This is a genomic window from Enterobacter cloacae complex sp. 677-3DZ2D5B (assembly GCF_004136695.1).
GTDB lineage: Bacteria > Pseudomonadota > Gammaproteobacteria > Enterobacterales > Enterobacteriaceae > Enterobacter > Enterobacter hormaechei_C.
The window spans coordinates 80,341-105,845 of record NZ_QFLS01000023.1; the positions used below are offsets into that span (position 1 = coordinate 80,341).

A 25,505-nucleotide genomic window follows, 5' to 3' on the forward strand; every position below is an offset into this window, starting at 1 on the left:
GGATCTCCTTTGTTTTAGTGAGGGTCATTAATAAGATGGGTTGTGGTTTTTATTATCATCATCTGTTTTAAAGTGAATTTTCAGAGCGATGATCTGCGTTAATGAAATCAATGAAAATAGCCGGCAATTAAACCGGCTATTTATTGGAGGGTATTGGATGTGTTTCAGGCAAGAACGGGAACAGGTAGCCCTGTCAGAGATTCGATCTCGGCACGTTTTTTATTCACGACATCGTTAAAGTTGAAGTTATAGGTGTATCCTTTGTTGTTCATTGCATGCAGATGGTTAGCAATACTGGATGCAGCACCGGTATCGATAGGAATCATCGGCAATGATGTGAACCTTGTGAAGAGACGCAACTTTGAATCTTCAACCTCTGTACGTGTCAGGCTGTAAGCATCGAAGCCAATGACATCCATGACATTGCCCGGGTAGATTCGGACGTACAAAAAGGTTCCTTGCTGAAAGTCGAAACCCAGGTAGGTACTTTTCCAGAAGAGCCAGCCCTCAGAACCGCTTTCCGGTTTGAAATGACCCGTCTCCTTGATTTTCTCAACAACAGCAAGGATCTTTTTTTTGCGTTTCTTGGCTATAACATAATTGATGGCAAATGGACCGAATAACAGTAAGCAACTTGTTATGGCGTATAGATATGCCTCCGGGCGTACGTACTCATCCATGATGATTGAAATGGAGCATAGAAAAAAAATCAGCAAGAAAGAGATTATACCGAACTTTAAAAATAAAGACTTTGCAACAGAGTATAAAACCCACCACTTAGGGAATCTATCTTTCACAGTAAACCCTCCTTAGGTATTTCACTCAATGTTATAGCACTACTGGATAGATGTCCACATCTCAACTTTTTATTCCATCATTATTTGTTTCCCCTGGACCATTCATACCCTTCGTATTAACGCCAGGGGTATGCCGTATATTCCTCCCACCGGCTACGAACATATCTTTGACAGAACCAGCCATGCTTCCAAGAGTATTTGCTGCATCTCTACCGCCAAGGAACGAAATGACGTAGTCAGGTAAATATGCCTGTAAGGCAAATATGCTAGATACCAGTGTCGTGCAAATTCGAGCATAGATCATTAAAAAACCAGCCATGCTGAATAAACCTGTTAACGAGTTGGCTTGAACATTGACCAGTGCGACACCAAAAAGTGCATGAAGGATAGTGCCAGTAGCAACAATCGCAACAGATGCAAAGAAAAATCCAAAAACCATAAGTGCGGGACGAATCATGGTATCTATAAAGTAAATGTAACCATAAGCCGCACGACTGCCTCGATCCTGAGACGTACCTAGGTGAGTTGCCCCCCATAGAGGTCCCGCAGCGCAACCTACTAGAACACTGACAATCCAGTTACCAATACCAGTCATCCAGAAGATAAACGGAATAAATGGCAAATAGATTGAAAGTGTAAATCCAGCGCTAAACATAAGTAGTAACAAGAAATATACTGCTGGCGAAATGGCATCAAGCCCTTTATCTACAGCGCTAATTGCTCCTGTCATATTGACAACCTTCCCGAGAAGGGATGACTCTCCACCCGCAACAGCAGCCCGTATGACCGTGTATGCTGTTAAAGTTCCCTCCGCTGCAACCAGCGTGTAATCTCCAACATTTTTCATTTTAACTAATGGGTTTACCTGCCCTGTTGAGGTTCCTGTCCCACTATAATTTGTTGCGATGTTGCTGGTTAAACTGACGAAAAATGGAGCGAACGAGTTCATTAATATGCTATTTGGGTCATTACCTTCAGAAGCACTTAACTCGTTTTGTGATGTTGCTGTACCTGCTGGAGGTGCATAATTAGAGTTTTGTAACTGGGTACGGTAGGCGCTCATTACCGCACTGAACAGGTCTCCGCTGCCAATTTCCCCAAGGGATGACATCCCACTGGTTGCCGGCGCGCGACTGGCAACTTCTGTCAGGCGTTGATTGGCCGTTGCAAAAGTCTGGTACCAGGCACCGAGAGCCGCCCAACCATAAGTGTCGAGGTAATTCCTGACAGCATCCTGTATGCCATTTTGTTCACTCTGCGCCGGTAGTGCGTGCTGAACAGTTTGTTCGTACGTACTGGCTGCTCTCTGAATGCGGGTTTCAATATCCGGGAGTGTGCCGTTGCCGGTTGTTCGTTTATTCATAAACCCTGCCATAAACTCGCTGGCCGCGCTGTCCATATCCTGGATCATTGCTTCCATAGCTTTGTTTTGCGCATCCACCACTTCACTTGTATCGCGGTTACTGAAGGGGTTAAAGAAGCTTCCGGAACCAGACGAGGAGTCCGATTTCTGTTGTTCCGGTATCGTCGCCGTGCCGCACACACCGCTGCCGTTGGTGACCCGGTAGGTATAATTCCCTCCAGAAGAACCGGATACCCCTGCCATTCTGGCTGTGGTCGAATTTGCCGTGCTGTTGTAATCGTCCAGCGCAGTATTGATGGCATATTTACAAAGCTGCATCTCAAAAATACCGCGTGCAGAAGTTCGGGTCGAAGCCTGTGTGGGCTGGACAGTCAGGGAGTAGCCGCTGGCAATATCACTGGCTGCTTTGGACACCATCAGGTTGGCAGAACCTACGCCCATAATCGACGCGCCCCAGAGAATTATGAGCTGGGACATGCTCCAGCCATTGGCGGTCGGGATAATCATCAAAAATCCTGACACTGTGCTCAGTGTGCTGGTGATATCGCGATCCCCGCTGAATACCTTGCCCTGATGCCCCGTTTTATTAATGTGCTTCAGACCAATAAATACAAACCAGACGACGGCAAGGACGGCGATAATTCCGTTAAACAGAGCAAACAGATTCCCGATCATCGTGGTATTGCCGGCGGCGAGAGGGTCCAGCACCACATCGCCGAAGATAGTGACCAGTGCCTGTCGGGAGAGGTCCTGTGCATTGGTTGCAGCAGAGACTATGTCATCGTAAGTGACACCTGCGCGTGCCGGGGTAACAGAGATAAGCAGCCCTGCACAAAGCGCACGAATGAGATTTTTCACGGTAACTCCGGATAATGCATGAATGCCGGGATGTCGGCAGGAGGCAGAGAAGGGCAGCTATTTCCCGAGAATGGCATCTCGTACGGCATGGGTTTCCGCCATGAAATGCTGAAAGGTGCCTCTTTCAGCAAGACTTACGCGACGGTTGCGTAACTGCCACAGTCGGTAGGTTACGATTAGCGCTTTTGACCATGCCACGCCAGCACCGGAAAACAGCACCACACAGGTGCTGATCTGGTGCGCGGAGATACTCCCACCAATAATGAATGGTGTCAGTGCTGCAAGCGGAACCGGTATGGCCATAAGCCAGAACAGCACTCGCCAGCGCCTGCGCTGGCTCACATACCCCTCATCCAACTGTGCGGGGGTACAACCTGATTCCGCAACGGCTTTTTCCCAGTCAGGAGAAGCCGGCGGTTTGTCGTCAGTAATGAGCTCCGGAAAAGCATCACGCATTCGCTCAATATTTCGTGATGTCATGTGCCGGGCAGCCCGCAAATACCACTTCGTTTCCTGCAATGGCAGAAATATGCTCAGCAGTCCCCGGGTAATACGTCCAGGTAGTCCTTTTTTCCGTGCGACTGTTTTTTCCAGTGTCATTTGGCAGCTCCCTGGTTCATGGCTGATTCGAGTTGTTTCAGACGTGGGGCGTAGGACTGGCGGGCAAAGGCGGCGAGTAGCTGGCCGTCGATCACGTTCCCTTTGCGCAGCAACTCTTTAATGTCGTTAAGTTGCCAGTTCATCTGTGCCGTAGTTCGGATGAGTTCGCGCATAAGGTTATCTCCGTCCATTTGCTGCAGGTCGGAGAGATAGGCTGTGTTGGCATATCGACGTCCGGCCTCAAACGATTCAAATTCTCGCTGGCTCATGTAGCCCTTCGCCTTCGCCTCCGGCGAAGCCACATTGTCAAAATACTGCGCTGCGGAAGGTGACTGCAGTGCTTCTTTCAGGGCATCACGGGTGGTTTCACTGGTCTTACTGTCGGCAATCAGCGAGAGCTGAGGTTCAGACGCGGCATCGATGATACCGTTGTACTCGTTGAGCAACCCTACATACGTACGACCGGTAACAGTGTTGACTTCACCTTTGCCTGGCGTGCGGCCTGCTGAAGGTCGAGCCGTGTTTTTCATGTAGGCCATAGCGGCATCAATCTGTTCCTGTGACCAGGAAAGTGCCGGTGCCTGCCCTTCAGGTCCCGCGCCGCCATAGATGGAGCGTACCTGACTGTCACCTCCGGGCAAATTACTGACGGCAGGGCAGATACCGGTTCCGCCAAAGCGTTCATATTCTGCTGCCGTACAGTACGCGGCATGTACGTTCGCACCGTCATAAGCGTCGCGGGCCTGTTCTTCCGATGCTGTAGAAATCCTCTTCCGCACCGCTGAACTGGAAACACCTTTGCCTGATGAGAGTTTTGACGCGGCGCTGCCTGATGCACTTTTACTTTGTGCTGCCACACCGGATGCGGAATCACTACAGATCGAATCCGGTACCGAAAAACTCTGCCGTGCCTCCTCCAGACGTTGGGTTTCATTATTGAAAATCATTTGCTGACGAGTAGCCTGCCCATCCTGATTAATCAGGGCGCCGAGCTTGTCGGCGTTCTGTGTGATGGCTGTGCCGGTTGCCTGTTGCATCTGTAGTATTTCGACCAGAGTTGCCTGGATGGTGGCCATCTCAGGCAGAACCTGAGTCGTGATCGGAACGCTGGAGTTCACGTTGACCGTTAAAGCACTGGCAACAGTGGGAAGGCTGGACGCGATGGCCAGCGCCAGCGCGGGGAGATGACGTTGTAGCATGAGATTCTCCGTTTATTTGAGCGGGGTAAACACGCCGGGAAGGCGGGTTGACTGTGTGCCGGGGGCGAGGGCGACCAGAGGGAAGGTCTGAAAGCGTCTGCTGATACGTCCTTCCCGGCTGCGGGTGTCTATGATTGTCAGCCCACGACGCGTGATTCTTGCATGAGCTGGAGGGGTGATATCCAGTACCGGCCAGTCTCCCGAGCTGAGTTGTGGGGTATCTGCCCCCTCCGGCCATAACCAGGTATCATCAGTTAACACCGCCCCTGTATTTTCAGGTAGCAACCACTGGACCACATGACGCGATTCCCGCACCGGTTCGCCTGGCTCATTGACCTGCCAGATGGCTGTTGTGACCAGCTGGCGTGGTCGCGCTTTGAGTGAAAGAAGCACGCCACAGGCCTCTTGCGTTGCCCGGCGATCGGTCGCGTATACCGCCCGGGAGTTCACTGCACTGTCTGTACGGAAGTGCCGGGACGGCAGGACGAACTCCACGCCGTCGGCATCGATCACCAGGCGGGAAAGACTGACCTGGCCCTTTACCGGGCGGCGACAGCGTGGCGTCAGGTGGATGGAACACATCAAAGGTCATACCCCAGCTCATTTATCATTTCGTCTGCCATCAATTCGATGACGCCCTTATCACCACGGGCGCCACTGTTACGCTCCCTGTACTCAATGAGTTTTTTTGCGGATCCGCGAGGGAACTTCTCCGCCAGTAACTGACGGGCACGGGCAGTACCGATCGTATCCGAGAGATTTCTGCGTAGCGCGCCGTCTTTTTTGTCTGAGTTAAGCGACCACAGCTCCAGCGGTCCGAGCGTAAACCGGACAATCCGTGCCAGCGTCCCCTGGGTTGTGCGCATCATACATAGCATCGGTACGCCACTACCGTCTGCAGCCGGACCAGCTGGCATACGCAGGAATGCATGAAGATTGTGTTCGGGGATCTTAAAACTGTCCCGTAAAAGTGGAATATCTTCCTGGCGGAAGCGCAGCAGCCAGAGGGTGTTGGCAGAGTCGAGCAGGCTTTTCGGATAGTCGGTAAGGAACTGGGTACTCAGCACCGTGCGGATACCAAACTTACGTTGTTCACGATCCTGCGTATCCAGTGCTTCGAAGATGAAATCAATGCCTTTGACGTTGTGCAGTTCGTCATAGATTTTGGTTTTCATTTCACTATCGAGCTGGTTGATGCGTCGCATAATGCCCGGGAGGTAGGCTTCCGGCAGTATTTGCATTACCTCATCCTGATACTGCGGCAGCAAAAAATCACCCGCAGTGATGTGGCCAGCAAAGAGGAACATGATGCCGGTTTTCAGTCTGCCTGCCGGGGTCTTATCGCCGGCTACGTTGTTTAAGTCTACGGCAATAATGCGTGTGTTCGGGTTCAGCGCAAAACGAGTCCGACTGGCCATCATCGGGTAGTCCTGTCGGGCCTGAATCATGCAGCGCTCAATGTACTCCACCAGGGGCTCCTGTGAGCCGTTACGCTGTATTCGGCCAAAAGTCTCCTGAATAACCTCACTGCGTAGTAGCGCGGGCATATCAGCAAGTTCTGGTACCGCCTGGTAGTGTGCCCGCTGAGCTGCAGATAACTGTCCACGTTCATGCAGGAGGTCACGTACTTCGTACCATGGTGTCGCGGTCCACCACTCCGGATCGTGCTCACCCCACAAACCGGATGACTCCAGTGCCGCATCCACTTCTGGCTCTACGTTTGAACGGAACATGTTTGGCTCAATACCACTACGCATGTCATACGCCAGATCAATCAGGCGATTCACTATTTGCCGGGTATCTGTAGGGTTAGGCGGGGTCCCTTTATCCGGTTCGATACAGAAGGCCGTCAACATGGACGCGATAAATTGCTTCTCTGGTGTCACTGGCTTACGAGCGCCGTACAGGATGTCGAAGACATTGCGTGACTTAGACGGGTCGTTGCTGAGTATGATGCCGACTGCTTCGTCCTTTCTCTCTTCTGGCAGACTGTCACGTATCAGCTGGATTAACCCCATCGCGCTGAATCCTTTATCAATGTGAGCCACATAAGGAAGCGAAACCTGGGCGGAAGATACCTGTATTTCCGTCAGGGTATTAATCAGTACCGATTTACCCAGACCCGAATCGCCAGGGGCAAGTTCGGTATGCTTGTTCTGTCGAGAAGACCCCAGCCCGACTTCCCAGGCGCATCCGTCTTCCGTGTGCAGCATCAGGTTGCCTTCCCCTCGCCAGACGGTACCTGGTCGGTTGAAGGGCAACATCGATAGCGCATGGGAGAGTGGCGGGTAAAGCGGAACAGGGCCGGAGCCCGCTGACGCGGCCAGCATACTGTTGACCCATCCCCTGCGAGGATCACCGAATGTGGTGGTCGTGTTACAGACTCCCCAACCCTGCAACGCTGATTCAAGCAGCATCTGATTACGGGAGCATATTTCCCGGGTATGCCCCCAGGTGGACGCCACAATGGTCATCACGCAGACCGGATCGCGTTCATCCGTTGCAGCCAGCTGTGTGAAAGCGTCGTAAAGTGGGCGAATAGAGGGAATAAATTGTCCAAATGATGAAATAGTCTTTTTCCAGCCCAGCGCTTTCATCCCGCCAGGCATGATGTCGATTCGTATGCGCCAGGGAACGGAACGTGGAACCAATTTCACAAGCTCATTGAAGGGGCGGGGATGCTGAGGCGGAAGTGTTATGGCCACCATGCCGTGCCACAGCCCCCCTGCATGCACCAGATTACCTTCTGTTTCTGGCGTACAACCAAATACCTGAAGATTCAGGAAGGGAGCTAGCAGTGCTGTAGCGTCGCCCTCCTGAAGCGCACCCGCTGGCGCAGCCTTCCCCGGTAATGCCGGGCGCCATGCGGCCGATGTGCTGTTGCGTGCTGTTTCACGTCTGATTTCATTACAGAACTCAGGCACATCAAGCAGGCGGACAAGCAAGCCGTCTCCACCGCGTACGAGTGCTTTTTCAAGAGTGGTGATAAAGCTGTCGTGCCGGATCTTCAGACCAGACATTTGCCAGCGCCAGGGCTCCTGACCAAAGCGCGCGACAGGTGCTTTATCCTGAATGGCCCGAACGGTGGCGTTAAAATCGGTTCGTTCCTGATGACTCACCAGTGTCGGAGAGCTCCAGACGGCAAGCCAGCAGCGCTCACGAACAAGCCACGGAGAAATGACATTGATCTTCTCATTAAGCAGGTCATCCAGCTGGACGCCGATGTGCTGAATTGAACGCATTTGCGGGGCGATCATGGCGCTGACTTCGTCACGCCCTTTTTCCGGGTCACGTTCGAAAATGAAGGCCAGTTTATGGCCGATATTTTTCCAGGTGGTGCTGAGCGTGGACGCGAGGTGCGCGATCATTCCTTCAAACGCATCCGGATGATCGTCTGAGGCTGTTTCCGACATTTCACGCAATGCCCCGGATATTTCGAATACAGAAAGGAAATAGCCATGATGGGTGACACCTATATAAGGGGCTTCCAGCCAGGGTCTGAGCTCCAGATCTTGTTTGTCCAGTCCGATCACCGTACGAATGTCGCAGTAGTCGACAAAGTCAGCAGAGACGGCGAAACGGGAACAGGTATTCATAACGTCTTCAATAGTGAAGACAAGGCGGTTGATATTCATAGCTGCGAAGACTCCACCGGAATGGCGTGTATTGATGGGCGAGGCGCTTCTGTGGGCGCATCTGCGGGATAAGGCTTGCGTTAGGTTTACGTGACAGTGGTACCAGATGACTGTGAGGATAATATTGTTGTCTGCGAGGCTCCTGACAGAACGTCACTGTCCGTCACTGAATCAGGTGTCAGGATCAACGCCACTCCGTTCATTTTTTGTCGCATTTCATCGCGCATGACTGGCGGGAAACGTTTAAGCGCATCTGCATAGTCAGCTGGTCGCCATCCCCCGAAACGTTCTTCCAGAGGAAGACGATGGCGGGTCAGTTCCGACAGTACCCGACGGCCTTCCCGAACCTCGCCTGGTCTGGTGCTGAAGACGGCCTGCAGGGCTTTTCGGTTCAGGGCAACAACATTACGTGGGTGCAGGTCCGGTAGCCAGACCATGACCCCCTGAGCAGCAGCAAATCCGTTGAGGGCATGCCAGGCATGGCAGAGGTAACAGAGGTGAAACGGTGTCGTGAGCCGTTCTAATTCAGCATGTTCGATGTCAGACAGCAGACTGGTGTCGGTCAGCAGTGTTTTGGGGATGTGTCGCAAAGCAATCCGGCGGGCGGCAAGTGATGCGTGCTGCATCCCGGTCCGGGCAGCTTTCAGAGCCCGGGCGTGTTTCTCATATTCAACCGGTACCTGCGGGGTGGGACGTGACTCCAGCTGAGCCAGCGTGTCTTTCGCTCTGACAAGTCGGGTCCTGGCATCCTGCGCGTCTTCCGCAAGTCGGGATAATGGCAGGGATTCCGGTAACACAAACAGATGTTTCATGTCAGCACTACAGCAATAACACCGCCCTCCAGAAACGCTCTCGGGGGGAGGAAGTAAAGGGGCTGTGGAATGGACAACATCAGGAACCGGAAGCGGATGTAGCCATGGACAGTCAGGTGTCTTTTTCTTTTTGCTCATCGTTTTCTCCTGAAAGGGTCGGTAAACACCGACCCTTTCCTGTGGTTAGCTGATATTGACAGAGCTGGTACCGAGCTGTTTCTGGGTTCGTCCCATAATTTCAGGGACTACGGCCAGTAGTGCGCCGATGGCCAGACCTGCACAGCAGCGGCCCACAGTGATCTGCGGATTGGTGCCCACTTTTTTGAAGGACAGCAGGGAACCGATGAAGATGAACACACCGATCGCCTGGGCAATTTCCAGGCCGGAAGTTTTACCGCTTTTGGCACCAGAGGCGGCGCTACCAAACATATCGGCGAGATCGCCATCAGCGAAGGCCATGCCGGGTAACAGGAACGTGACCAGAGCACACAGCCCCTGAATCATGCGCTCGCGGCACTGCATCATGGTCAGCTGGCAGAAAATAACGACGGCATAAAGACGCGCGGAAATAGCACGGAAAAGTGACATAGTGTCTCCTTGGGTTATAAAAAAACGAAGTGTGTTAAAAAGAGAGGCCGAGAGTGGCAAGTGCGGCATCGATGAGCTGAGGTGAAAAGACCATACCGGTCCCTGCAAACAGTTTTACTGTCGCAGCGCGAATGCTTTCACTTGAACTGAGTGCGGTGTGCCCCTCAAGCTCTGATCGTCGAAACATATCGAGTGCCGCATAGACAAACCCCACTCCTGCTAGCCGGACCAGAGAAAGTACGGCGTTAGCAGCCCCGGCAGCAACGCCGTAGGTGGCGGGTTGCACATACGCGATTGCATCAAAAGATGTGGCGCCAAAGCCAAGCTGCGCACCACTGGCATTAATGATGGAGGGGAGAGATACCAGCGCGGCGCAGGAAAAAAGGCCAATAGCAAACTTGCCCGGGGACAATGGACTTCGACTGGAACGTTGCCGGGTCAGAAGTGCGATGAGGCCAAAAAAACCAATCATCTCGGACCAGCTGAATAATAAATCCAGCCCAGCGGTGAAGATGCCCGAAGCAAGATTCTCTATTAGCGTGACGGCATCCAGTGCCATTAGCGCAGGGTTCCTCCGGTTGTCACCACAGAGCGCGTGGCAGGATCAATCTGACGAATAGTGACTTTACCCAGCGTATCCCCCTCCCGGACTGACCAGGTACTGCCCTGCCATTTGATCCACGCCATTCCTGCTTCCAGCGACATGATTTTCATGCCTGCAACAGCACTGGTTGTCTGCCGTTTTTGGGGCCGGGAAGCTGTTTTTGAGGCATCAGAGGTGCTTACGCGGGTTTCCAGAACAGCCAGCTTCTGTGTCAGCTCATTAAGCTGTGCACGCGTTTCTACTGCGTAAGCCTCATCCCTTTTGATAGCATCAGACAGGCGCGTAACGCTGTCTTTAAGCGACGTCAGAGAGTCATTTATCTTGCGGTCACGATCGTTCAGCTCGTCACGGATATCCGTCATCATGCTCGCCCTGTCGTCCTGAGCCATTGGCAGGGACGTATGTGCCGCCGGTTGCGCCGCGGCTGGCGAGACAGCCTGCTGCGGAACAGACTCAACCGTACTATGCTGTGCACCGTCGAGTGTATTTTCAACTTCACTGAAGCTGGTTTCAGACGGCGTATTATTCGTCAATGACAGTGATGGACCGAACAGGTACCAGAGGCTGGCCACTGCCAGAAGCGTTATCCCGAGAAGCCACGGCAGAGAATAGCCAAACAGCAGGTCTCGCTTCCAGAAGGGCGGTTTCTCGCGAGGATCTGGCGCGCCAAAATCATCCTCGCTTTCCAGTGTTTCTTCTTCAGGCATATCAATTTTCTGGTTCATCATTGTTCCTCACGGGTACGGTATCGCCATACTGACGACGGATTTCAGCCTGGCGGCGCGCGATGGCTTCCTGCAGGCGGGTTTCGGTTTGCTGCTCTGCGGCAGCGGGTGCTGATAAGGTGCTATTGATTGCGGGACGAGCCGCTTTATTACTGCTGACAATGTCGTCAGAAGTAACCGAGTCAACGAAGAGAATGGAGATAACTTCTTTCTGCTTCACGGTGACCTGGCGGAACGGCTCACGGGCCATCTCCTGTTTGATGACTTCCGCCCCGGTCTGGGCTGTGCCGCCAACCATTACACCAGCCACTGTGCTGCCATCAGGTTTACCCACTCGTCCGGTGACGGTACCGACACTGGACTGCATAACCTGAGTGTTAGCATCCTTGTACAGACCGCCAAGATCACCAAGACCTCCCAGTACAGCGGGCAGAACGATGTGTGTTCCCCATCGATGGTTAACATCGGAGGCCACAGAAGACATCAGGTTTTTCTCACTCTGTGCGCTTGCATTGACGTTCAGCTCCATGCCGTTCCAACTCATACTGGTAAATCTGATATCCAGTCCATTGCCGGCAAGTTTTGCTGACGAACTGTGAAGTCTTGCGCCAGCCAGCGGCCCGGCAGGAATAACCGCAACAACCTCTGAGTTGGGGTTATCTGAATCCACGGCAGTCTCCATATAACCGGCCGCACGCGTAAGTGCGTGGATGAAGACCTGTGCACTCTCTGTTTCAGTTTTTGTCTCTGCCAGGTTTCTTGTGCCAGTCGCTGGCGATGTCTGCGTAACACTTGCCAGGGCAGTTGCCAGCACCGGTGCATCGCCGCCAGTCTGTGCGTCACTGATCCGCTTAAGCAGTTTTTGCAGTTGAGCCTGGCGCTTTTCGTTTGCCTGCTCTTCTCCGGCCGGGTTTTCCGCATGGCGTGATGCTGCTGGCGGCGGAGGTGGCAGGTCCACCGGTTTTGTTTCTGGCACCTTATCCGGAGGGGGTTCCGTGACTTCAAGGCCGACCGGGAGACTGGCGATGAAGGATGAATCGGTCCGTGCGGCTTCCTGCGCGCCTAAATCGTTTGAGGCTTTAAGCAGTTCACGGTAACGCGGGCTCTCCGTCGTGGTGGTTACGGCACTTGAGGCCGTACCGTTAAGGTTGACGGCAGAATCTGTTCCTGAAGGGTCATGTGTCAGCCACGACATGGCCAGATAACCCGCGGTCACTAAAACCAGGGCACTAAATCCAATTATTGAAAAAAGTTTTTTGCCGTTCTTACCGGCATCCTGTTCTGCGCTCATTACTGAAGCTCCGGCGTGACGTGAACGGATTTCCCGTTTACTGAGAAGGTCAGTAACGGGGTGACGGGGAGTTTCCAGAGATGCGTACCATCCGCTGAAGAGAGTGTCTGTTCAAACTCGTCGCGCAGCATTGCGCGGGAACGGACCATCAGATCATCACCGCTTTGCCAGATCGCAGTGTCAGGGACGTTGCCCTGGAATTTAAGGCGACGGGCATCTTCTGGTGGTGTGCCATCCAGAAAAGCCTGCAACGTGGCGCTGTGGAGTGCGATTTTATCGACGGGTACGCCCGGGGCTGCTGAGCCAGGACCCAGACGCGGGACGCGTAAATCCAGCCGACTGTCGATCTCCTGACTGGCAGTACGGGTGTCTGTCTCACCACTTGTCACATTGATCATGATTGGAACATCAAGCCCTTTCAGATATACGGAAATATTCCCCGCAGCCCACGGGCGCAGTGGTGTTATGGCCAGCATGTTGGTTCCAGCATTGAACTTCACATCAAAACTCTTCGGGCTGGCATTAATTGGCGGATCTGACTGTGGCCACGGTGCGCCATTGATGTCCGTCAGGGTGACGACGCTCTGGTTATTCATGGCCGTGCGTACCAGCGGGATACTGGCGCCTGGAGAAAGATTGAGGGTTAATGAACTGATACGCGGAACCACGCTTATCATTGGGGCATTTACAGAACGCTCGTTGTCGGTCAGTCGAAGCCTCAATTCGCGTATCTCATCCGCTGACAGAGGCGAGTCTAAACCTGCTGCCTCATCTACCAGCGGCGAGCTTTGTTCCGGGGGCGGGAGCTCTCCACTAATCCGGGTTGCCGGTACACCTGTTGTTTGCGCTTCTGCCCCCTGAGGAGCGGCGGCAGTTGTTGCACCAGGCGTCCTGGCATCCTGCCAGCCAGTATTGTCAGCGGCGGCTACGAGGGCCGGACCACACAGCAGTAGTGTGGTCATGAGATAACGAAGTTTCATGGCGGGAGCCTCAGAGATTGCGGGGAGCGTTGCGTGAGATCATCTGGCGGATTTCCATCCCGACGGGTTTCTGTCGTGGATCTACGCGCTGGATGGTAATTTCGAAAACAAACGGTTGTTCAGGCTTGCTGGTCGTCTGCCCAACCAGGCGCAAACGTACCGGATACTGCATTGTCCAGAACCAGGTTCCGTCAGACAGACGCCCACGCCGGATGACGACACCAGCCCCTACGGAACCGGTAAGATTCATACGCTCGCGTTTCAGGGCATCGTAGATATTGGAGTTGGTTAGCGCCTGGATGTAACTGGCGTGTCCTGCTTCAGAGAACAGCGATGCTGTAGAGGATACCTGTTCACGATAATGAACGAAGTCCAGGTTAAAGGCCCGCATCAGAGCCTTGCTGCCAAAGGCGATGGCATCGTCCTGGCTCCATGCTGGTTCGGAAGTGGGAGCCAGGCGAACCAGGCGCCCACTGTCGGTGGCAAAGTAATCCCGTGGCTGTTGTATCAGAGCCCAGGTCAGGCCAGCATTGAGGATGATGCTGATAAGCAGGCCACTCCCCAGCAGGAGGTTACTCTTCATCAGCTCTGGTGCCATTTTCTGGCGTTTTTCTGCCGTTTTCATCATGTTCACGGCGTTTTTCAGCGGATCCTCCGCAGGGGAGGGGGCCCGCCCCTTTGCAGGGGGGGCTGATTGTGTCTGTTTTGTCATAGGTTTCAGGAGTTGAAGTTTTTCCAGGGATCGATGTTGTCTGGGATCTGTTCGTTGACTTTATCCAGGGCCGCTTCGCAGACCTTATTTTCCAGTTGCGAAATGATTTCATCGAGCCCGGGGAATTGCGGCAGGGTCACCTTGACGTTCTTGATACGGGACAGACAGGACTGCAGGGAGGATGAGACATTGCTTTCGCGCTGTTCCCAGGCTGTTGCGGCCGCCCTGGCTCGCTCATAACCAGCCTGGCTACCCGCTTCAGCAGCACTTCCTGCTCGGCAGGTTGCCGCCGCAGCGGCGGCAGAAAAAAGCATGAAGCCGGACAAAAGTCCGGCTTTAAGCATGTGATATCGCATTCTCTCTCCTTATCGGCTTAGCGGCCGGGGCTGTGGGAGTGTTCCTGATGAAGCGCTTTTTCCTGTCTGCCCTCCGGCTTTCGGGCGTCATCCCATTGTTTCCAGGTCTGTTCAAAACCGAGGCGCTGGAACAAGGTATCTGCCTGTTTTTCCGGTGTGTAGAGCCGGGCGGGAAGCGGTGTATCCTCTTCCCGACCTTTCAGGTGGAACGTCATCAGCTGAGGTGCGGCACGGGTGGTGCCGTCGGGTTCGAAATTCACCGCCTGTCCGTAGCCTACAAAGCGGGGACCGTCATCGGTGATGGCATTAATAACCAGCTGACTGTTGTCTGTGGTTGGCGTGGCCAGTGCCGGATACAGCGTGCCATCCAGACGAACCATCCCCTGCAGGTGTTCCCCCGCAGACTGGACAAGCAGCAGATCTAACTGGTTTGACTGTGTGTCCATAGAGGCCATGACGGGTACCAGCCTGTCTGGTGCTTCCGTGGACGGTGGCGAAATGCTGGCCGCGGCTACCGGTGACTTTACAGGATGCCTGTCTTCGCCCAGATAAAACTGACGCTCTTCCAGGCGAGGTGGCAGCTTCAGGTCTGTGGTGTACTCAGGCCAAGCCTGTCGGATTTGCTGTGTGAGGCGGCCAAACGTATCGACCGGGAAAGCCTGAAGAGGCTGTCCCTGCTCCGGTCGATCATGTGCCACGGCAAGACCTGTTGAGGCGGACGTCAATGACCAGTTATTTTTTACGCGCTCTTTTTCCTCACCAGGTACCTGCCAGCTGTCACGGGAATTGAGCGTCAGCGTGACCACATCGCCGGTTTTGTGGTGCGCGATCAACTCCCGTAAATCCTGCCCCCAGTAGGTATGACTTCCACCGCGGTTCTGTAGCTCGATAAAGAAGCTCTTGCCCTTTTGCTCTTTATTTTCGTACATCGCTTCACCAAAGTTCTTGAGGACCGCCGTGACGCTCTGGCCTGGTTTCAGTGCAGAGGGGGCGGGCTCAGCGGGCATATCAGGGACCCGGATGCTGTCGGCCTGCTTAGGCGCTACAGGCTCTGTTGAGGGTGAAACGGCAGGCTGCTTTGCGGCAGTTGCCTGTGCTGACGGCGTGGGTGATACGGGGGGCACGGGTATGCCCGGAGCGTCAGGGGTAACAGCTTCGGGGGCGGCTGTTGCCGGTGACACTGGCGATGCGGCATCAGGTGATGGAGTCTGTCGGTTCAGATCCGGCGTAGGAATATGTGTTGTGACTGAATCCCTGGTTGCCCCAAACTGTTGCCGCATAGTCTCAAGCTGCGCGCGCTGCGCAGGCAGCTTCATTCGGATATCGAGGTCATATTCAATAATGAGCCGCATGGCCTGCTCTTTAAACTGCGTACTGCCGGTGAGCTCCACCACACCGCCGTAATAGCGTGATGCCACGGCCAGCGCGGCGAGCACCTTGCGCTTGTCCTCACTCGCACCGTTACACATTTCGAGACGGTTGCCGAGATCGTGAAACGCATCTTCCCCGTCGAGACGGTAAAGCACCTTATTGTCACGCTGTTCTTCCGTTGACAGGGCTTTAATGATTTCATCGAGATCTTCTCGCTGAAGCGGTTCCGGCCTTCGCGGTCCGTAGACAAGCCCATCCGCTTCATGCATCTCACTCTCTGCCGTTTCCTTCCTGCCCGGGGAGGGCTCTGACGTGTTTGGATCCACATCGGCAGTTTGCGTCTGCTCCTGTTTTTGCCCGGTTGATGTTGCTCCGGGGGACTGTGGAGGGATTGGTAATTCAGGAACGATCGGCTCCGGAGACTCAGCGTCTGTTTCATGTGACGCAGCCTCAGGCTTCAGGGTTTGTTTGCCCGTTTCTGACAGTTCATGGTCTGTCTGTCGTTCCTGAGCAGGCATATGGGGAATGTCATCAGACTGACTGTTCACCCATTCAGCAAATTGTGGGTCGTCCATCTGCGCGCGTATGTCTGCATAATCATCGAGGCCAGGGACCGGTATATTCGATCCTGATTCGATGGCACTATGACTACGCTGACCGGCATCCGCAGAAGATGTCGCGATCGTCACGTCCGTGGTGCTCTGCGTATCAGGAATTAAAACATCAGCGTCTCGCAGGGACGTGGGGGCGGGTTCATCGTGTTCAGCCTTATTCTCAACCGGTGCCGCACTGATACTGGCTTCATCGGGCGGCATCACCGCTGCCGGAGAGATTATTTCAGGTTCAGGCGGGGCGGGAGGCGCTGGGTTTACTGACTCATCCTGCCTGTGGCTTTCAGACGGAATAACGACAGGTTCATCCGGGGCAATCGAAGACTGGCCGGATTCCTGACTTTCCAGATTTTCCATTTTTGGGTCCTGTTGTGAGAGAAATTGTGCATCGTTGGGTGCGTAGTCTGTCCGGATATCGATGCCGGCAGACCTGAGGCGGTCGCTGATGTGCTCACGGAAGGCTTCTCTGCCCCTGCTGATATCGAGATCGTTGAAGTCCGTCAGCAAGCGTGCTTTTTCTTCTTCGGTGAAATCAGGGGCGATGACTCTGCCGCCCGTGAGTTCTGCCGCTTTCTCAGCGCTCAGGATGCCCTTATTTTCAGGTTGTCCTGTCTGCGCATTCTTCAGCTGATGATCATTGTCTGCACAGAAAATAAAAGGACTGTCAGGCCAAACGGCACGAGCATTCTGGCCAACGGCAATCATGTTTCCCGCATCAACCGTCATCAGTACCGGCAGACCTGATGCCTCATGCAGAGAGGCTGCTGTGGCATATCCTTCAGCAAACAGCAAAGGCAGGCCATTCTGTGGCGTCCCCAGTGCAAACCAGTTACCTGTTTTTTCACTGTCTTTAAGGATGCGGGCGTCTTTTCCGCCGGTGAGCGGAATACGCTGGTAAGAGCGTATGTCGCCATGCGCATTGCTGAAGGGGATCACAAGTTCTTGCTTATCGTTGATTCTTATACCCGGCGCAGCCTCCACACCCTTACGGGTCAGATAGGCGTTCGTTGTAGCCTGCGGGTAGCGGTCAACATATCGGGCGGCGTACTCCGCCTGCCGGTTGTACTGTTGCTCCAGAGCACGGGCATTGTCTTCACGCGTTTGCTGGGCGTGTGCACGGAGATGAAGACGCGCAAGCGGATCCATCTCGCCACCACCTGAAAACACCCACTGCGTCGGTTTAGCGTCGGCGCTGCGATAATCGCGGTACCATCCGGCAGGGCGCCCGTCCAGGTAAGCCTTGTAAGCTCCGCTTTTCGAACCTTTCTTGTCCTGTTTCGTCGGTACGCGCTGAAGGCTTCCATCCATCACGGGGAGCCCCTTAACTAGCAGCCCTGCTTCTTCAAGTTTTTGAGCAAACTCTGTTACCGGATCGTCCGCATTCATCGACAGTTCATGGGGGCGGGGCATCCATCGCTCGAACCTGGTCAGGTCGGCTCCTGGTCGGGCATACCAGAGGCGGTGCTCATCGTCCCATTTAAGGGCTTTCTGCCCATCGCTGAGACGCGGGTGGGCGTTGATGGCGTCGTCCTTCTCTTCGTGAGGTACGGCAAGCCATACGCGGTGACTTTTTTGCATGGTCACATTCCTGGAAGATATTGAGGGAGTAGCGCGGGAGCGCTATGGGGAACGAACGGGTTACATCGGGTTCAGAGACCAGTCCAGTCTCGTGGTTTTTCAACAAAATGCCGGTACCACCAGGGGCGACCGGAGGCAATCTTTCCCCTGAAGGTACTTATTACGCGCAGGCAGATAGCCCGTACACTCCAGCCAAAGAAATTCAGGGCAACAAAGAATCCCAGAATGGCGGAACAGATATACAGCGTCTTCATGGACGGCCAGCGAAACCAGACCAGATACAGCAAAAGGAACGGCAGCGGGATACCAAAAAAGGTGACAGGCGGTGTGGCATAGCGCCAGAATCCTTCTCGTTTCAATGTCTAAGCTCCTGTGTCGGTAGGTAGAGTGCCGCTTCGTGTCTGTCTATATCACCCGTTACGTAACCTTCACGCACTTGATCGATAATGCGCCTTTTCTCCAGTCTCAGGATGTTATCGATGTGGGCCGGCCACTTCTCTGACGGGAGATTCTGTAGTGCATCGCGTAGCTCATCGTCGAAGACGATGTATTCCCGGAGAGCCCGGCGTTTGCCGTCTGTCGTTCTGACAAGTACCTGGACTACGATAAACCGTAACATCCCAAGCATCTCCCAGGCGCGTGCATCACGAATCTGAGGCGGAAACAGACCAAGCAGTCGGTTCAGGGTTTCACCTGGTGATTTAGAGTGCAGTGTACCGATGGTTAAATGTCCGCTTTCACCAGCCTGGACAGAAGCCTCTGCTGTTTCCGTGTCACGAATTTCCCCGATACCGATGACCTCCGGGTTTCGGCGCATTGCGGAGCGAAGCCCATCTGCAAAACTTGCGACGTCACGTCTTACCTGAGCCTGATGCGGCGGCAGAAGGTCGTCGGGGCGGCCGAGAATGTACTCTACTGGATCTTCGTAGGTCACAATTTTGCGATCGGGCTGTGTGTCCTGGCAGTGGCGATACAACGACGCCTGCAACGTTGATTTACCCGAACCCGTTTCACCGCAAATAAGACCCAGCCCGGTTTTTGGCAGCATTGCCGCCGCCAGATCGGGCTCGATACCCAGCTTCAGAAAATCGGGAATGATGTGGGGGATCACACGCAGAGTGACGGAGAGAGCCTTTTCTTCCCGGGCAGATGTCCCCTGGATGATGTGCGCGCGTAGCCGCACGCGTTCCCCCCTTTCCAGGCCATATCGCCCATGCATGTCGCCGTCGATTTGAATGGCTCTGTCCAGCGGTCTTCCACCCTGCACTCGGGGGCGCACTTCTGGCCCCAGCAGGTCGTCAAGCATATTTCCCAGCATGATATTCGGCAGTATGGTGTCTGAGACTCTCTCACGTCGGCCATAACGACTCACTGAAACTGGTGAGCCGCCAACCAGATCCACATCACTGACTCCATGTGCCGAACACCAGGCAAAAAATGTCCTGAACTCGTCGGCGGTATAGGCACCGCTGAACGGGAAAAGCCCGAACGAGTCAGGGATAGCTGATATGTTCACGAGGAAAACTCCTTACTGGATGGTAACGGACGGGCGCCAGCGTGATTTCTGTAGCTCAAACGATGCATGTGATTTGAGTCGGCGAACACGATCGCCGGTAACGAGCTTCTGACCACTGCCAGTAACAGTCTGCTGCTGCTCGGTGACTTCCGGCCGGGAAATCATGCCCCGTCGCCAGAGCAGGGAATAAAGCATCATGCCGCGATAGTCCCGGGTGAGTTGATTCATGCTGGCCTCAAAGGTCAGATCGGCATTTTCGCGACCTTCCTGCCAGCCTTTTTTCAGTGCGTCTTCCCAGACCTTTCTCTGGGCGCTGTCTTCCGGCACAACCAGACCTTCTGTGCCAGGGGTTGCCGTGGTGGCCAGACCGCGTAGTAACCAGCTGCGCCAGCTGGGCGGGTTACTGACGAATCGCTCCGGTCGGATGATGGTCCAGACTTTTGAGGCTGTGCGAATTTGATCAGGAGTGATGTGTGCTACGTCCTGCGCTTCATCAATAACCGGAGGAAGCCAGCCTTCAGGGCTGATAAGTGGACGGAAATCGTAAAGGGCATTGAGGGTGGATTCGCGGGCGTTGAGTGCCTGGGTTAACTCCCATGCCCGCTGGGATTTTCCTCCCCGGAATCCCAGTGTTCTGCCAGCATCAGTAAGCATTTGCCAGCGCGTTTCGGACAGACCTTCTGGTCTTTGTCGCTCCGGGTTGAGCCAGGCCTGCATATCCGGAGGTGGTGCCCCTGTATCTGTCGGTGAAGCCGGCCGCTCTCCTGCACACCCAGTCAGGAGCAGAGCAGGGAATAGTAACAAGAGAAAGCATTTCATTTCTTTCTGGTCTCCGGTTGCATGAAGTTGAGCTGGAGCAGCCCAGGGTACTGATTCAGGGTTGCGCGCCATGCGGTCTGCGCTTCGATAACGCGCAACACATTGCTGAACGTCATGCCACGAACGTGCAATGTTACGGGCAAGGGCAGGCGAACGCCGCTGTAGTTGAACTGCAGGCCACGTGCCCGCGCCAGTTCATCCAGTAGCTCCACAGCATCACCTTCCCAGTCGAAAGAGACGTCAGCGCTGTTGGAGCGAACGATCTCCATGGATGATGGCGCGGTTTTCGAACCGGACCAGACACCGTTATTCCACATCTGATACTGTGTGTGACGGGTAACGGAAACGGATGAGGCCGCGCCGTAACGGTCGGGGGAAGGAGAAACTGGAGACGTTGATGGCGTAGTCCAGGACTGGCAGCCGGCGAGCAGGGAGATGGCCAACACGCCGGGAAGCATTAAACAATTCATGGTAGTTACCTTGCCGGGGGGCGACGGAGATTAAAGCCAGAAGATTCAGTGGGCGAGGCTTATGATGCCGTTAATTTTGATGTTTACTTTTCCTGCGTATCCAGCTAATTAATTCAGATGGTTGATTATTTGCGGTCATCCAGAATAAAAGTCCGAATACAGAGAAAGTGAGATAAAACTGCCTGATGGTATCGTCAACACGCTCTTTCCAGTCATCCTCATCAATTAATACCGTTTTGCATACCTGAGGCATTACAAGAGGAGATGGCGGGCCGCTATCGTTTGATTGTTTACATTCTCTTACCATGCCTGGTGGTGCATCACCGGTAAGTGATCGGGCCTGTTCAAGGAAGGTGTCGGCGAGCGAGTGGTTGAATCCAAATAACATGAACAGAATAAAAAAACCGGTGGCTGGCGCAGTTATCAGGCTGCTGAAAGCAACACTGCTGATCTGATGCAATACATGTACATATCGGAAAGATTTCATCTTCAACGGTCTCAGCGGGAGAAAGTTCGGGGGGATTACAGCCAGTGCACAGGGGATAACACACAAAGAAACGGCAGAGGAAGCCCATTGCGGGCTTCCCCTAAACTATCAGAACGTGAACTGCAACTGTGCGACCGCACCGTAGGTACGATCGGTTCCTGCAATACCGGTCAGGTCCAGATGTACTACGTCGAAAGGAGAGAAGCCCAGACCCGCAGTGAAAGCGTTGCCCTCGCTGGAGACCATGTTCTGACGATAACCCGCGCGTACCTGCATCCAGTTCCAGGCATTCAGTTCGGCACCCACACTGGCGAACTGGCGTTTGTCATCCCGCTCAAAGCGGCTTGCTTCGGTCAGATCCACATCGAGAGCGGTGGTCAGGATACTGTTACTCCATGCCACGCCTGCAGTGGCCTGTGGTTTTACTTTGAATGTTTCTTTCTCACCATTCACTGCTTTAGTGTCAACGGTGCGGGCGATGATGTTCTGTACCGCGAGACCCAGCATCCAGTTGTCGCCGAGGTTTGTTGCCAGACCGATGTCGGCGTTAAATCCGGTTTTAGTATTGCGGTAGTCATCCGAATTCAGGTCATTTTTGTCGAAGTCGTTTACCTTTGCGCTGTAGTTGAAAAGATCGATGCGTTGATACTTGGGCGTGATCCCCAGTGACCAGCTATGTCCCGCTGTTTCAAATTCGTGCGCCATAGCCACACCGACATCGGTGATAACGGCAGCCCGACCATAAGCGCGGGACGTTAGTGCATCCTTGTCTACCGTATCTGACGGGATGGCGCCGCTGGCGATATTATCGAGATACTGTAGATCGTGATCACTGACCTTGCCGTTTACGGAAACGGTGCCCCAGGACTTCACGACAACCGCAAATGGAAGCACTTTATTAGGAGTGGTAGCAATGACAGATGCCCCGACCTGTCCGTTTGCTTTTACGTCCTTCAGGTCTTCCAACTTGTTGCGTAATGCGGCTGCACTTTCGCTGACACCGCTCTGGCGGTCAACTGCATTGTCAAAATTGTTCCACAGATCCTTTACGTCATCGGTATTATCGATGGCATTATCTGGGTCTGCTACCTGGACACCTACGGACGGCAGCACCAGGCTGAAGTCATCGTTCGCGCCAAATTTCGTCAGGAGTGCCGGGTTGGATAAGGCAGCTGTACCGTAATGTGCGGAAGCTACGCCAGTCCCGCCCATCGCATCGCTGCGGGCTTCCATATAAGAGGTTGCAGCTCCCGCATGAAATGCCATCATGACGGCGAAAGATATCAGTGTTTTTGCAATGTGAGTCTTTTTCATAAGTAAATTTCCTGTAGTCCTGTCTGGATTTAGGGCAAAAGTAGGTCCTGATGCGGCAGCATCAAAATTTCCTTTTTCTTTTTTAATTCAGATTTTCAGCGTGGTTTAAAGCTGTCTGAATATAAGTACGGGTAACGTTGTTCCGTGTTCAAGTGCTGTTGCCAGCCCTGCACCTAAGGTGACGAGGCGGATAGTACCTGTTGCTGCGTGTTCCCTGAGGAGTCGCTCTTTCCAGCATTCCTGCTCTGTATTCAGGGTGCGCGTAATAATGGATAGCACCGGAAAATATGTCAGCTGAGATGAAGATATTTTCTTCTTAATTAATATGCCGTTTCGTTCCTGATCTTTATCCTCAGTTGTATTTTCAGTCTTCCAGAAAATAATGCTGTCATTATTATTTTCGGCTGAAGGAATAATTACCTCCCGGAAATTTTCTTCCGTTTGTGGCCATTGATGACTCGCGCTGCCTGTGTCGACAGGGGGAACGTTGCTTCCAAGCAACCAGCCAGGAGAAACGAAAAACCAGTCAGCGAGCGCCTGGAGAAGCGGGGTGGACAGATAGTCCATTGTACGTTCCCTGTCCTGTAGCACACTAACCCGAACATTCCATGACGACAGCAGTTCTGCGATGTCTGTCGGGCTAAGCTCGTGTGACTGCATCAGTAGCTCAAAGCGGTCTATAACGCTGATTGCAGTATTACTGAATGGCAGGAAGATATCGCGAAAAGAGCCTTCAATTACCATACTCAGCAACTCTGACTGAGAAATTCCAATTTTGCCTGACAGCTCATCAATCAGTTGACGGGTACCAGGTCGCAACCGAAGTGATGTGGTCTGCATGGGCTTCTTATCATTGCGCTGAAGCAGTTCTGCAATCCTGTTCCGATCAAGGTCGGGGAGCGCCAGAAGCGAGGTGAAAATTGCTGTGAGACTGTTTGCCACATGGCCCCCTTAAGTGAAATTAAACTTTGTTACTCAGTGGGTTAAAGAATAATTAATCGTGACGCGTATGTATAACGAGTTAATTCGATCGTGTAGATCGACTGCGTTTGCGTGTTCGTTTTAATTACGTTTGTGTATTTGCTTTTTTAGCGAGCTTTCCGGCGCGGCCGAATGAGTACAAGCACGCCGGTTTCAGGTACGGTTATCCAGCGCCATTCCTGTAAAAATGTTTGCAGCCGTATCCCGTTTCTGATGGCTGGAGGTATCGTGACTGTGGTGCAGCGCCAGCGGTGCGTTTCCCCCATTTTTGACATCAGGATAGTCATGCTTTTCAGGTGTGCCGGTCGCATCAGATGGGATGTGAAGTACACCGGCGAGCTGTCTCTTTGTAGCGCCAGCTGCAACGTGACCAGAAAGCTCCGGTGAAAGCGTGCCGCACGCCGGAGATTAAGATGGCCAACCCGGTCAAATGTCGACAGATGCAGGGTTGTGTAATGCTTCTTACGATGTCGAACCAAGGCCGTTCGGAACCCTTTCCAGGGCGTCACGGCACTGACGATTGTCATTATCGGGCAATACAGCAGTAGCGTTAGTGGTACTGCTGAAAGGAAAATCAGAAACACAGCCCCTCCAGAAGAAAAGTTATACCTGGGCCGACAGTGCCAGGTCGGGGTTAAGCGGACATATCATGATGTGATTGTTTGTCCTGACAGGAAGCTCTCCCGGCGCGGGGACTCGTTCGCCGCGCTGGGCTGCAAGAGCCAGTGTCCGCAGTAGCAGTTCGCTGGCGCGGGCCAAAGCAAGTTCGCGAGTCGGCGCTGATACTGTCAGATTTTCGAAATCGCATAGCATTACCTTGATGTCACCTGATTCTTCGCTGTCCTGCTCGACCTGGGCAGGATAGGGCACGAAGTAGGGGGCGATCTTTTGAGTCTGGCGCCGTCGCGCGTCCAGCTTGCTGACCAGCTGGTAAGCTCTCAGATGGGTGTAGCGTTTTAGCATATTCATCGAGCGATGGCCTGATATAGCTGCGACCTCCATAACGTTCAGCGTACCGAGTTCGAAGAAACGGCTGATGGCCTCGTGCCGTAGATCATGAAAATGCAGATTCTCGATAGAGAGTTCCTTGAGGGCATTCCGCCAGGCGCTTTTGAAACCGGATGACGTATAGGAAAACAACTTACCTTTTAGCTGGGCCGGCATCATCTGAAGCAGGTTACGAGCCTTACGTGAGAGAGGAACATCTCGTGATGAGCCATTCTTGGTATCGGGCAGATGTGCTACGCCGTGCTGCAGGTCGATGTATTCCCATTGCAGGTTAAGGATTTCACCCTGCCGCATGGCTGTCTCAAGCGCGAGATGAAAAATTATATACAGCATTAAGTTTCGTTCCCGGAAATAACGGGACAGTCTGCGCTCTTCACTGGATGTCAGGCGGCGATCACGACCTTTGGATACTTTAGGTTTACGTACCAGTTCGACTGGGTTGCTTCGACAGGTTCCCCATTCCACGCGAGCGATCCCGAATAGAGATGATAAAAGCGCCAGTTCAAGCCTTACTGTATTGCCAGTGATAGGGTTCCCAGTCCTTGGGTTGAACTGCATCAGCCTTTCATCACGGTAGGCTGCAATATCAACTGTGGTGATCTCATCCATGTTCCGGTTAGCCAGTGGGTGACGCTTAATGACGTTGACCCGGTAAAATTCCTGAAGATGTCCCTTTTTGTGAACTGATACCGACTCGTAATACTTATCGAGGCCCCGACTGAGAGACATTTTTCTAATACGCGCAACAGAAGACATCATTACTCCCAAAAGGCGAAGAAAATAAAGCCTTGTGCGAAAAATGCAATAACACTGTCAATCCGGTGTGTGGA

The 25,505-nt window shown here is 53.5% G+C and carries 24 protein-coding genes; all 24 read right to left on the bottom strand.

Translation table 11 applies throughout. The features are described 5' to 3' along the window. Positions 1 to 164: 164 nt before the first annotated feature. Entirely contained in the window at positions 165 to 797 is a 633-nt protein-coding gene (excA, locus tag DD597_RS24165; protein WP_022650003.1) for a plasmid IncI1-type surface exclusion protein ExcA, read from the bottom strand. Positions 798 to 858: 61 nt separating this feature from the next. Then, a complete protein-coding gene (locus DD597_RS24170; protein ID WP_022650002.1) occupies positions 859 to 3,018 on the bottom strand; it encodes a DotA/TraY family protein in 2,160 nt (719 codons plus the stop codon). Between the two features lie 57 nt (positions 3,019 to 3,075). Then, positions 3,076 to 3,618 carry a conjugal transfer protein TraX gene (gene traX / locus DD597_RS24175; protein WP_022650001.1) on the bottom strand — a complete coding sequence of 181 codons (543 nt, stop codon included), beginning with the start codon at positions 3,616 to 3,618 and terminating at the stop codon, positions 3,076 to 3,078. Beyond that, a complete protein-coding gene (gene traW, locus DD597_RS24180) occupies positions 3,615 to 4,817 on the bottom strand; it encodes a conjugal transfer protein TraW (protein ID WP_022650000.1) in 1,203 nt (400 codons plus the stop codon). Before traW ends, traX begins: the two co-directional genes overlap by 4 nt. Positions 4,818 to 4,829: 12 nt before the next feature. After that, positions 4,830 to 5,399: a hypothetical protein gene (locus DD597_RS24940; protein WP_022649999.1), complete on the bottom strand. Its 570-nt coding sequence runs from the start codon at positions 5,397 to 5,399 to the stop codon at positions 4,830 to 4,832. Further along, on the bottom strand, positions 5,399 to 8,452 hold the full coding sequence (locus DD597_RS24185) for a hypothetical protein (protein WP_022649998.1): 3,054 nt from the start codon (positions 8,450 to 8,452) through the stop codon (positions 5,399 to 5,401). Before DD597_RS24185 ends, DD597_RS24940 begins: the two co-directional genes overlap by 1 nt. 86 nt (positions 8,453 to 8,538) lie before the next feature. Then, on the bottom strand, positions 8,539 to 9,264 hold the full coding sequence (locus DD597_RS24190) for a hypothetical protein (protein ID WP_063864836.1): 726 nt from the start codon (positions 9,262 to 9,264) through the stop codon (positions 8,539 to 8,541). Positions 9,265 to 9,447: 183 nt separating this feature from the next. Beyond that, positions 9,448 to 9,852: a DUF6750 family protein gene (locus tag DD597_RS24195; protein WP_022649996.1), complete on the bottom strand. Its 405-nt coding sequence runs from the start codon at positions 9,850 to 9,852 to the stop codon at positions 9,448 to 9,450. A gap of 34 nt (positions 9,853 to 9,886) precedes the next feature. Next, the gene (gene traQ, locus DD597_RS24200; RefSeq protein ID WP_022649995.1) at positions 9,887 to 10,411 is read right to left on the bottom strand and encodes a conjugal transfer protein TraQ; all 525 of its coding nucleotides are present in this window, start codon (positions 10,409 to 10,411) and stop codon (positions 9,887 to 9,889) included. Next, entirely contained in the window at positions 10,411 to 11,184 is a 774-nt protein-coding gene (traP, locus tag DD597_RS24205; RefSeq protein WP_123839398.1) for a conjugal transfer protein TraP, read from the bottom strand. Before traP ends, traQ begins: the two co-directional genes overlap by 1 nt. Beyond that, complete coding sequence (gene traO, locus DD597_RS24210; protein ID WP_022649993.1) at positions 11,165 to 12,472, bottom strand: conjugal transfer protein TraO; 1,308 nt, start codon at positions 12,470 to 12,472, stop codon at positions 11,165 to 11,167. Before traO ends, traP begins: the two co-directional genes overlap by 20 nt. Then, positions 12,472 to 13,452, bottom strand: a complete 981-nt coding sequence (locus DD597_RS24215) for a DotH/IcmK family type IV secretion protein (protein ID WP_022649992.1) — start codon at positions 13,450 to 13,452, stop codon at positions 12,472 to 12,474. Before DD597_RS24215 ends, traO begins: the two co-directional genes overlap by 1 nt. 10 nt (positions 13,453 to 13,462) lie before the next feature. Beyond that, the gene (locus tag DD597_RS24220; RefSeq protein ID WP_179297403.1) at positions 13,463 to 14,080 is read right to left on the bottom strand and encodes a DotI/IcmL family type IV secretion protein; all 618 of its coding nucleotides are present in this window, start codon (positions 14,078 to 14,080) and stop codon (positions 13,463 to 13,465) included. 89 nt (positions 14,081 to 14,169) lie between these two features. After that, the gene (locus DD597_RS24225) at positions 14,170 to 14,520 is read right to left on the bottom strand and encodes a hypothetical protein (protein ID WP_022649990.1); all 351 of its coding nucleotides are present in this window, start codon (positions 14,518 to 14,520) and stop codon (positions 14,170 to 14,172) included. A 17-nt stretch (positions 14,521 to 14,537) separates the two neighbouring features. Beyond that, a complete protein-coding gene (locus DD597_RS24230; RefSeq protein WP_032635082.1) occupies positions 14,538 to 18,080 on the bottom strand; it encodes an LPD7 domain-containing protein in 3,543 nt (1,180 codons plus the stop codon). A gap of 71 nt (positions 18,081 to 18,151) precedes the next feature. Beyond that, positions 18,152 to 18,439 (bottom strand): hypothetical protein, encoded by a 288-nt coding sequence (locus tag DD597_RS24235; RefSeq protein ID WP_022649988.1) that lies wholly within the window; start codon positions 18,437 to 18,439, stop codon positions 18,152 to 18,154. Then, positions 18,436 to 19,581 (bottom strand): plasmid transfer ATPase TraJ, encoded by a 1,146-nt coding sequence (gene traJ / locus DD597_RS24240; RefSeq protein WP_032623579.1) that lies wholly within the window; start codon positions 19,579 to 19,581, stop codon positions 18,436 to 18,438. Before traJ ends, DD597_RS24235 begins: the two co-directional genes overlap by 4 nt. Before the next feature lie 27 nt (positions 19,582 to 19,608). Beyond that, entirely contained in the window at positions 19,609 to 20,415 is an 807-nt protein-coding gene (locus DD597_RS24245) for a type IV secretory system conjugative DNA transfer family protein (RefSeq protein WP_022649986.1), read from the bottom strand. Next, positions 20,412 to 20,885, bottom strand: a complete 474-nt coding sequence (locus DD597_RS24250) for a DotD/TraH family lipoprotein (protein WP_022649985.1) — start codon at positions 20,883 to 20,885, stop codon at positions 20,412 to 20,414. Before DD597_RS24250 ends, DD597_RS24245 begins: the two co-directional genes overlap by 4 nt. Before the next feature lie 70 nt (positions 20,886 to 20,955). Beyond that, a complete protein-coding gene (locus tag DD597_RS24255; RefSeq protein WP_123839394.1) occupies positions 20,956 to 21,372 on the bottom strand; it encodes a hypothetical protein in 417 nt (138 codons plus the stop codon). 108 nt (positions 21,373 to 21,480) lie between these two features. Then, entirely contained in the window at positions 21,481 to 22,686 is a 1,206-nt protein-coding gene (locus DD597_RS24260; protein WP_022649984.1) for a conjugal transfer protein TraF, read from the bottom strand. 105 nt (positions 22,687 to 22,791) lie between these two features. Further along, positions 22,792 to 23,628: a hypothetical protein gene (locus DD597_RS24265; RefSeq protein ID WP_022649983.1), complete on the bottom strand. Its 837-nt coding sequence runs from the start codon at positions 23,626 to 23,628 to the stop codon at positions 22,792 to 22,794. A gap of 146 nt (positions 23,629 to 23,774) precedes the next feature. Continuing rightward, positions 23,775 to 24,251, bottom strand: a complete 477-nt coding sequence (locus tag DD597_RS24270; RefSeq protein ID WP_022649982.1) for a hypothetical protein — start codon at positions 24,249 to 24,251, stop codon at positions 23,775 to 23,777. A 19-nt stretch (positions 24,252 to 24,270) separates the two neighbouring features. After that, the gene (locus DD597_RS24275) at positions 24,271 to 25,434 is read right to left on the bottom strand and encodes a site-specific integrase (protein ID WP_301741653.1); all 1,164 of its coding nucleotides are present in this window, start codon (positions 25,432 to 25,434) and stop codon (positions 24,271 to 24,273) included. Between the last annotated feature and the right edge of the window lie 71 nt (positions 25,435 to 25,505).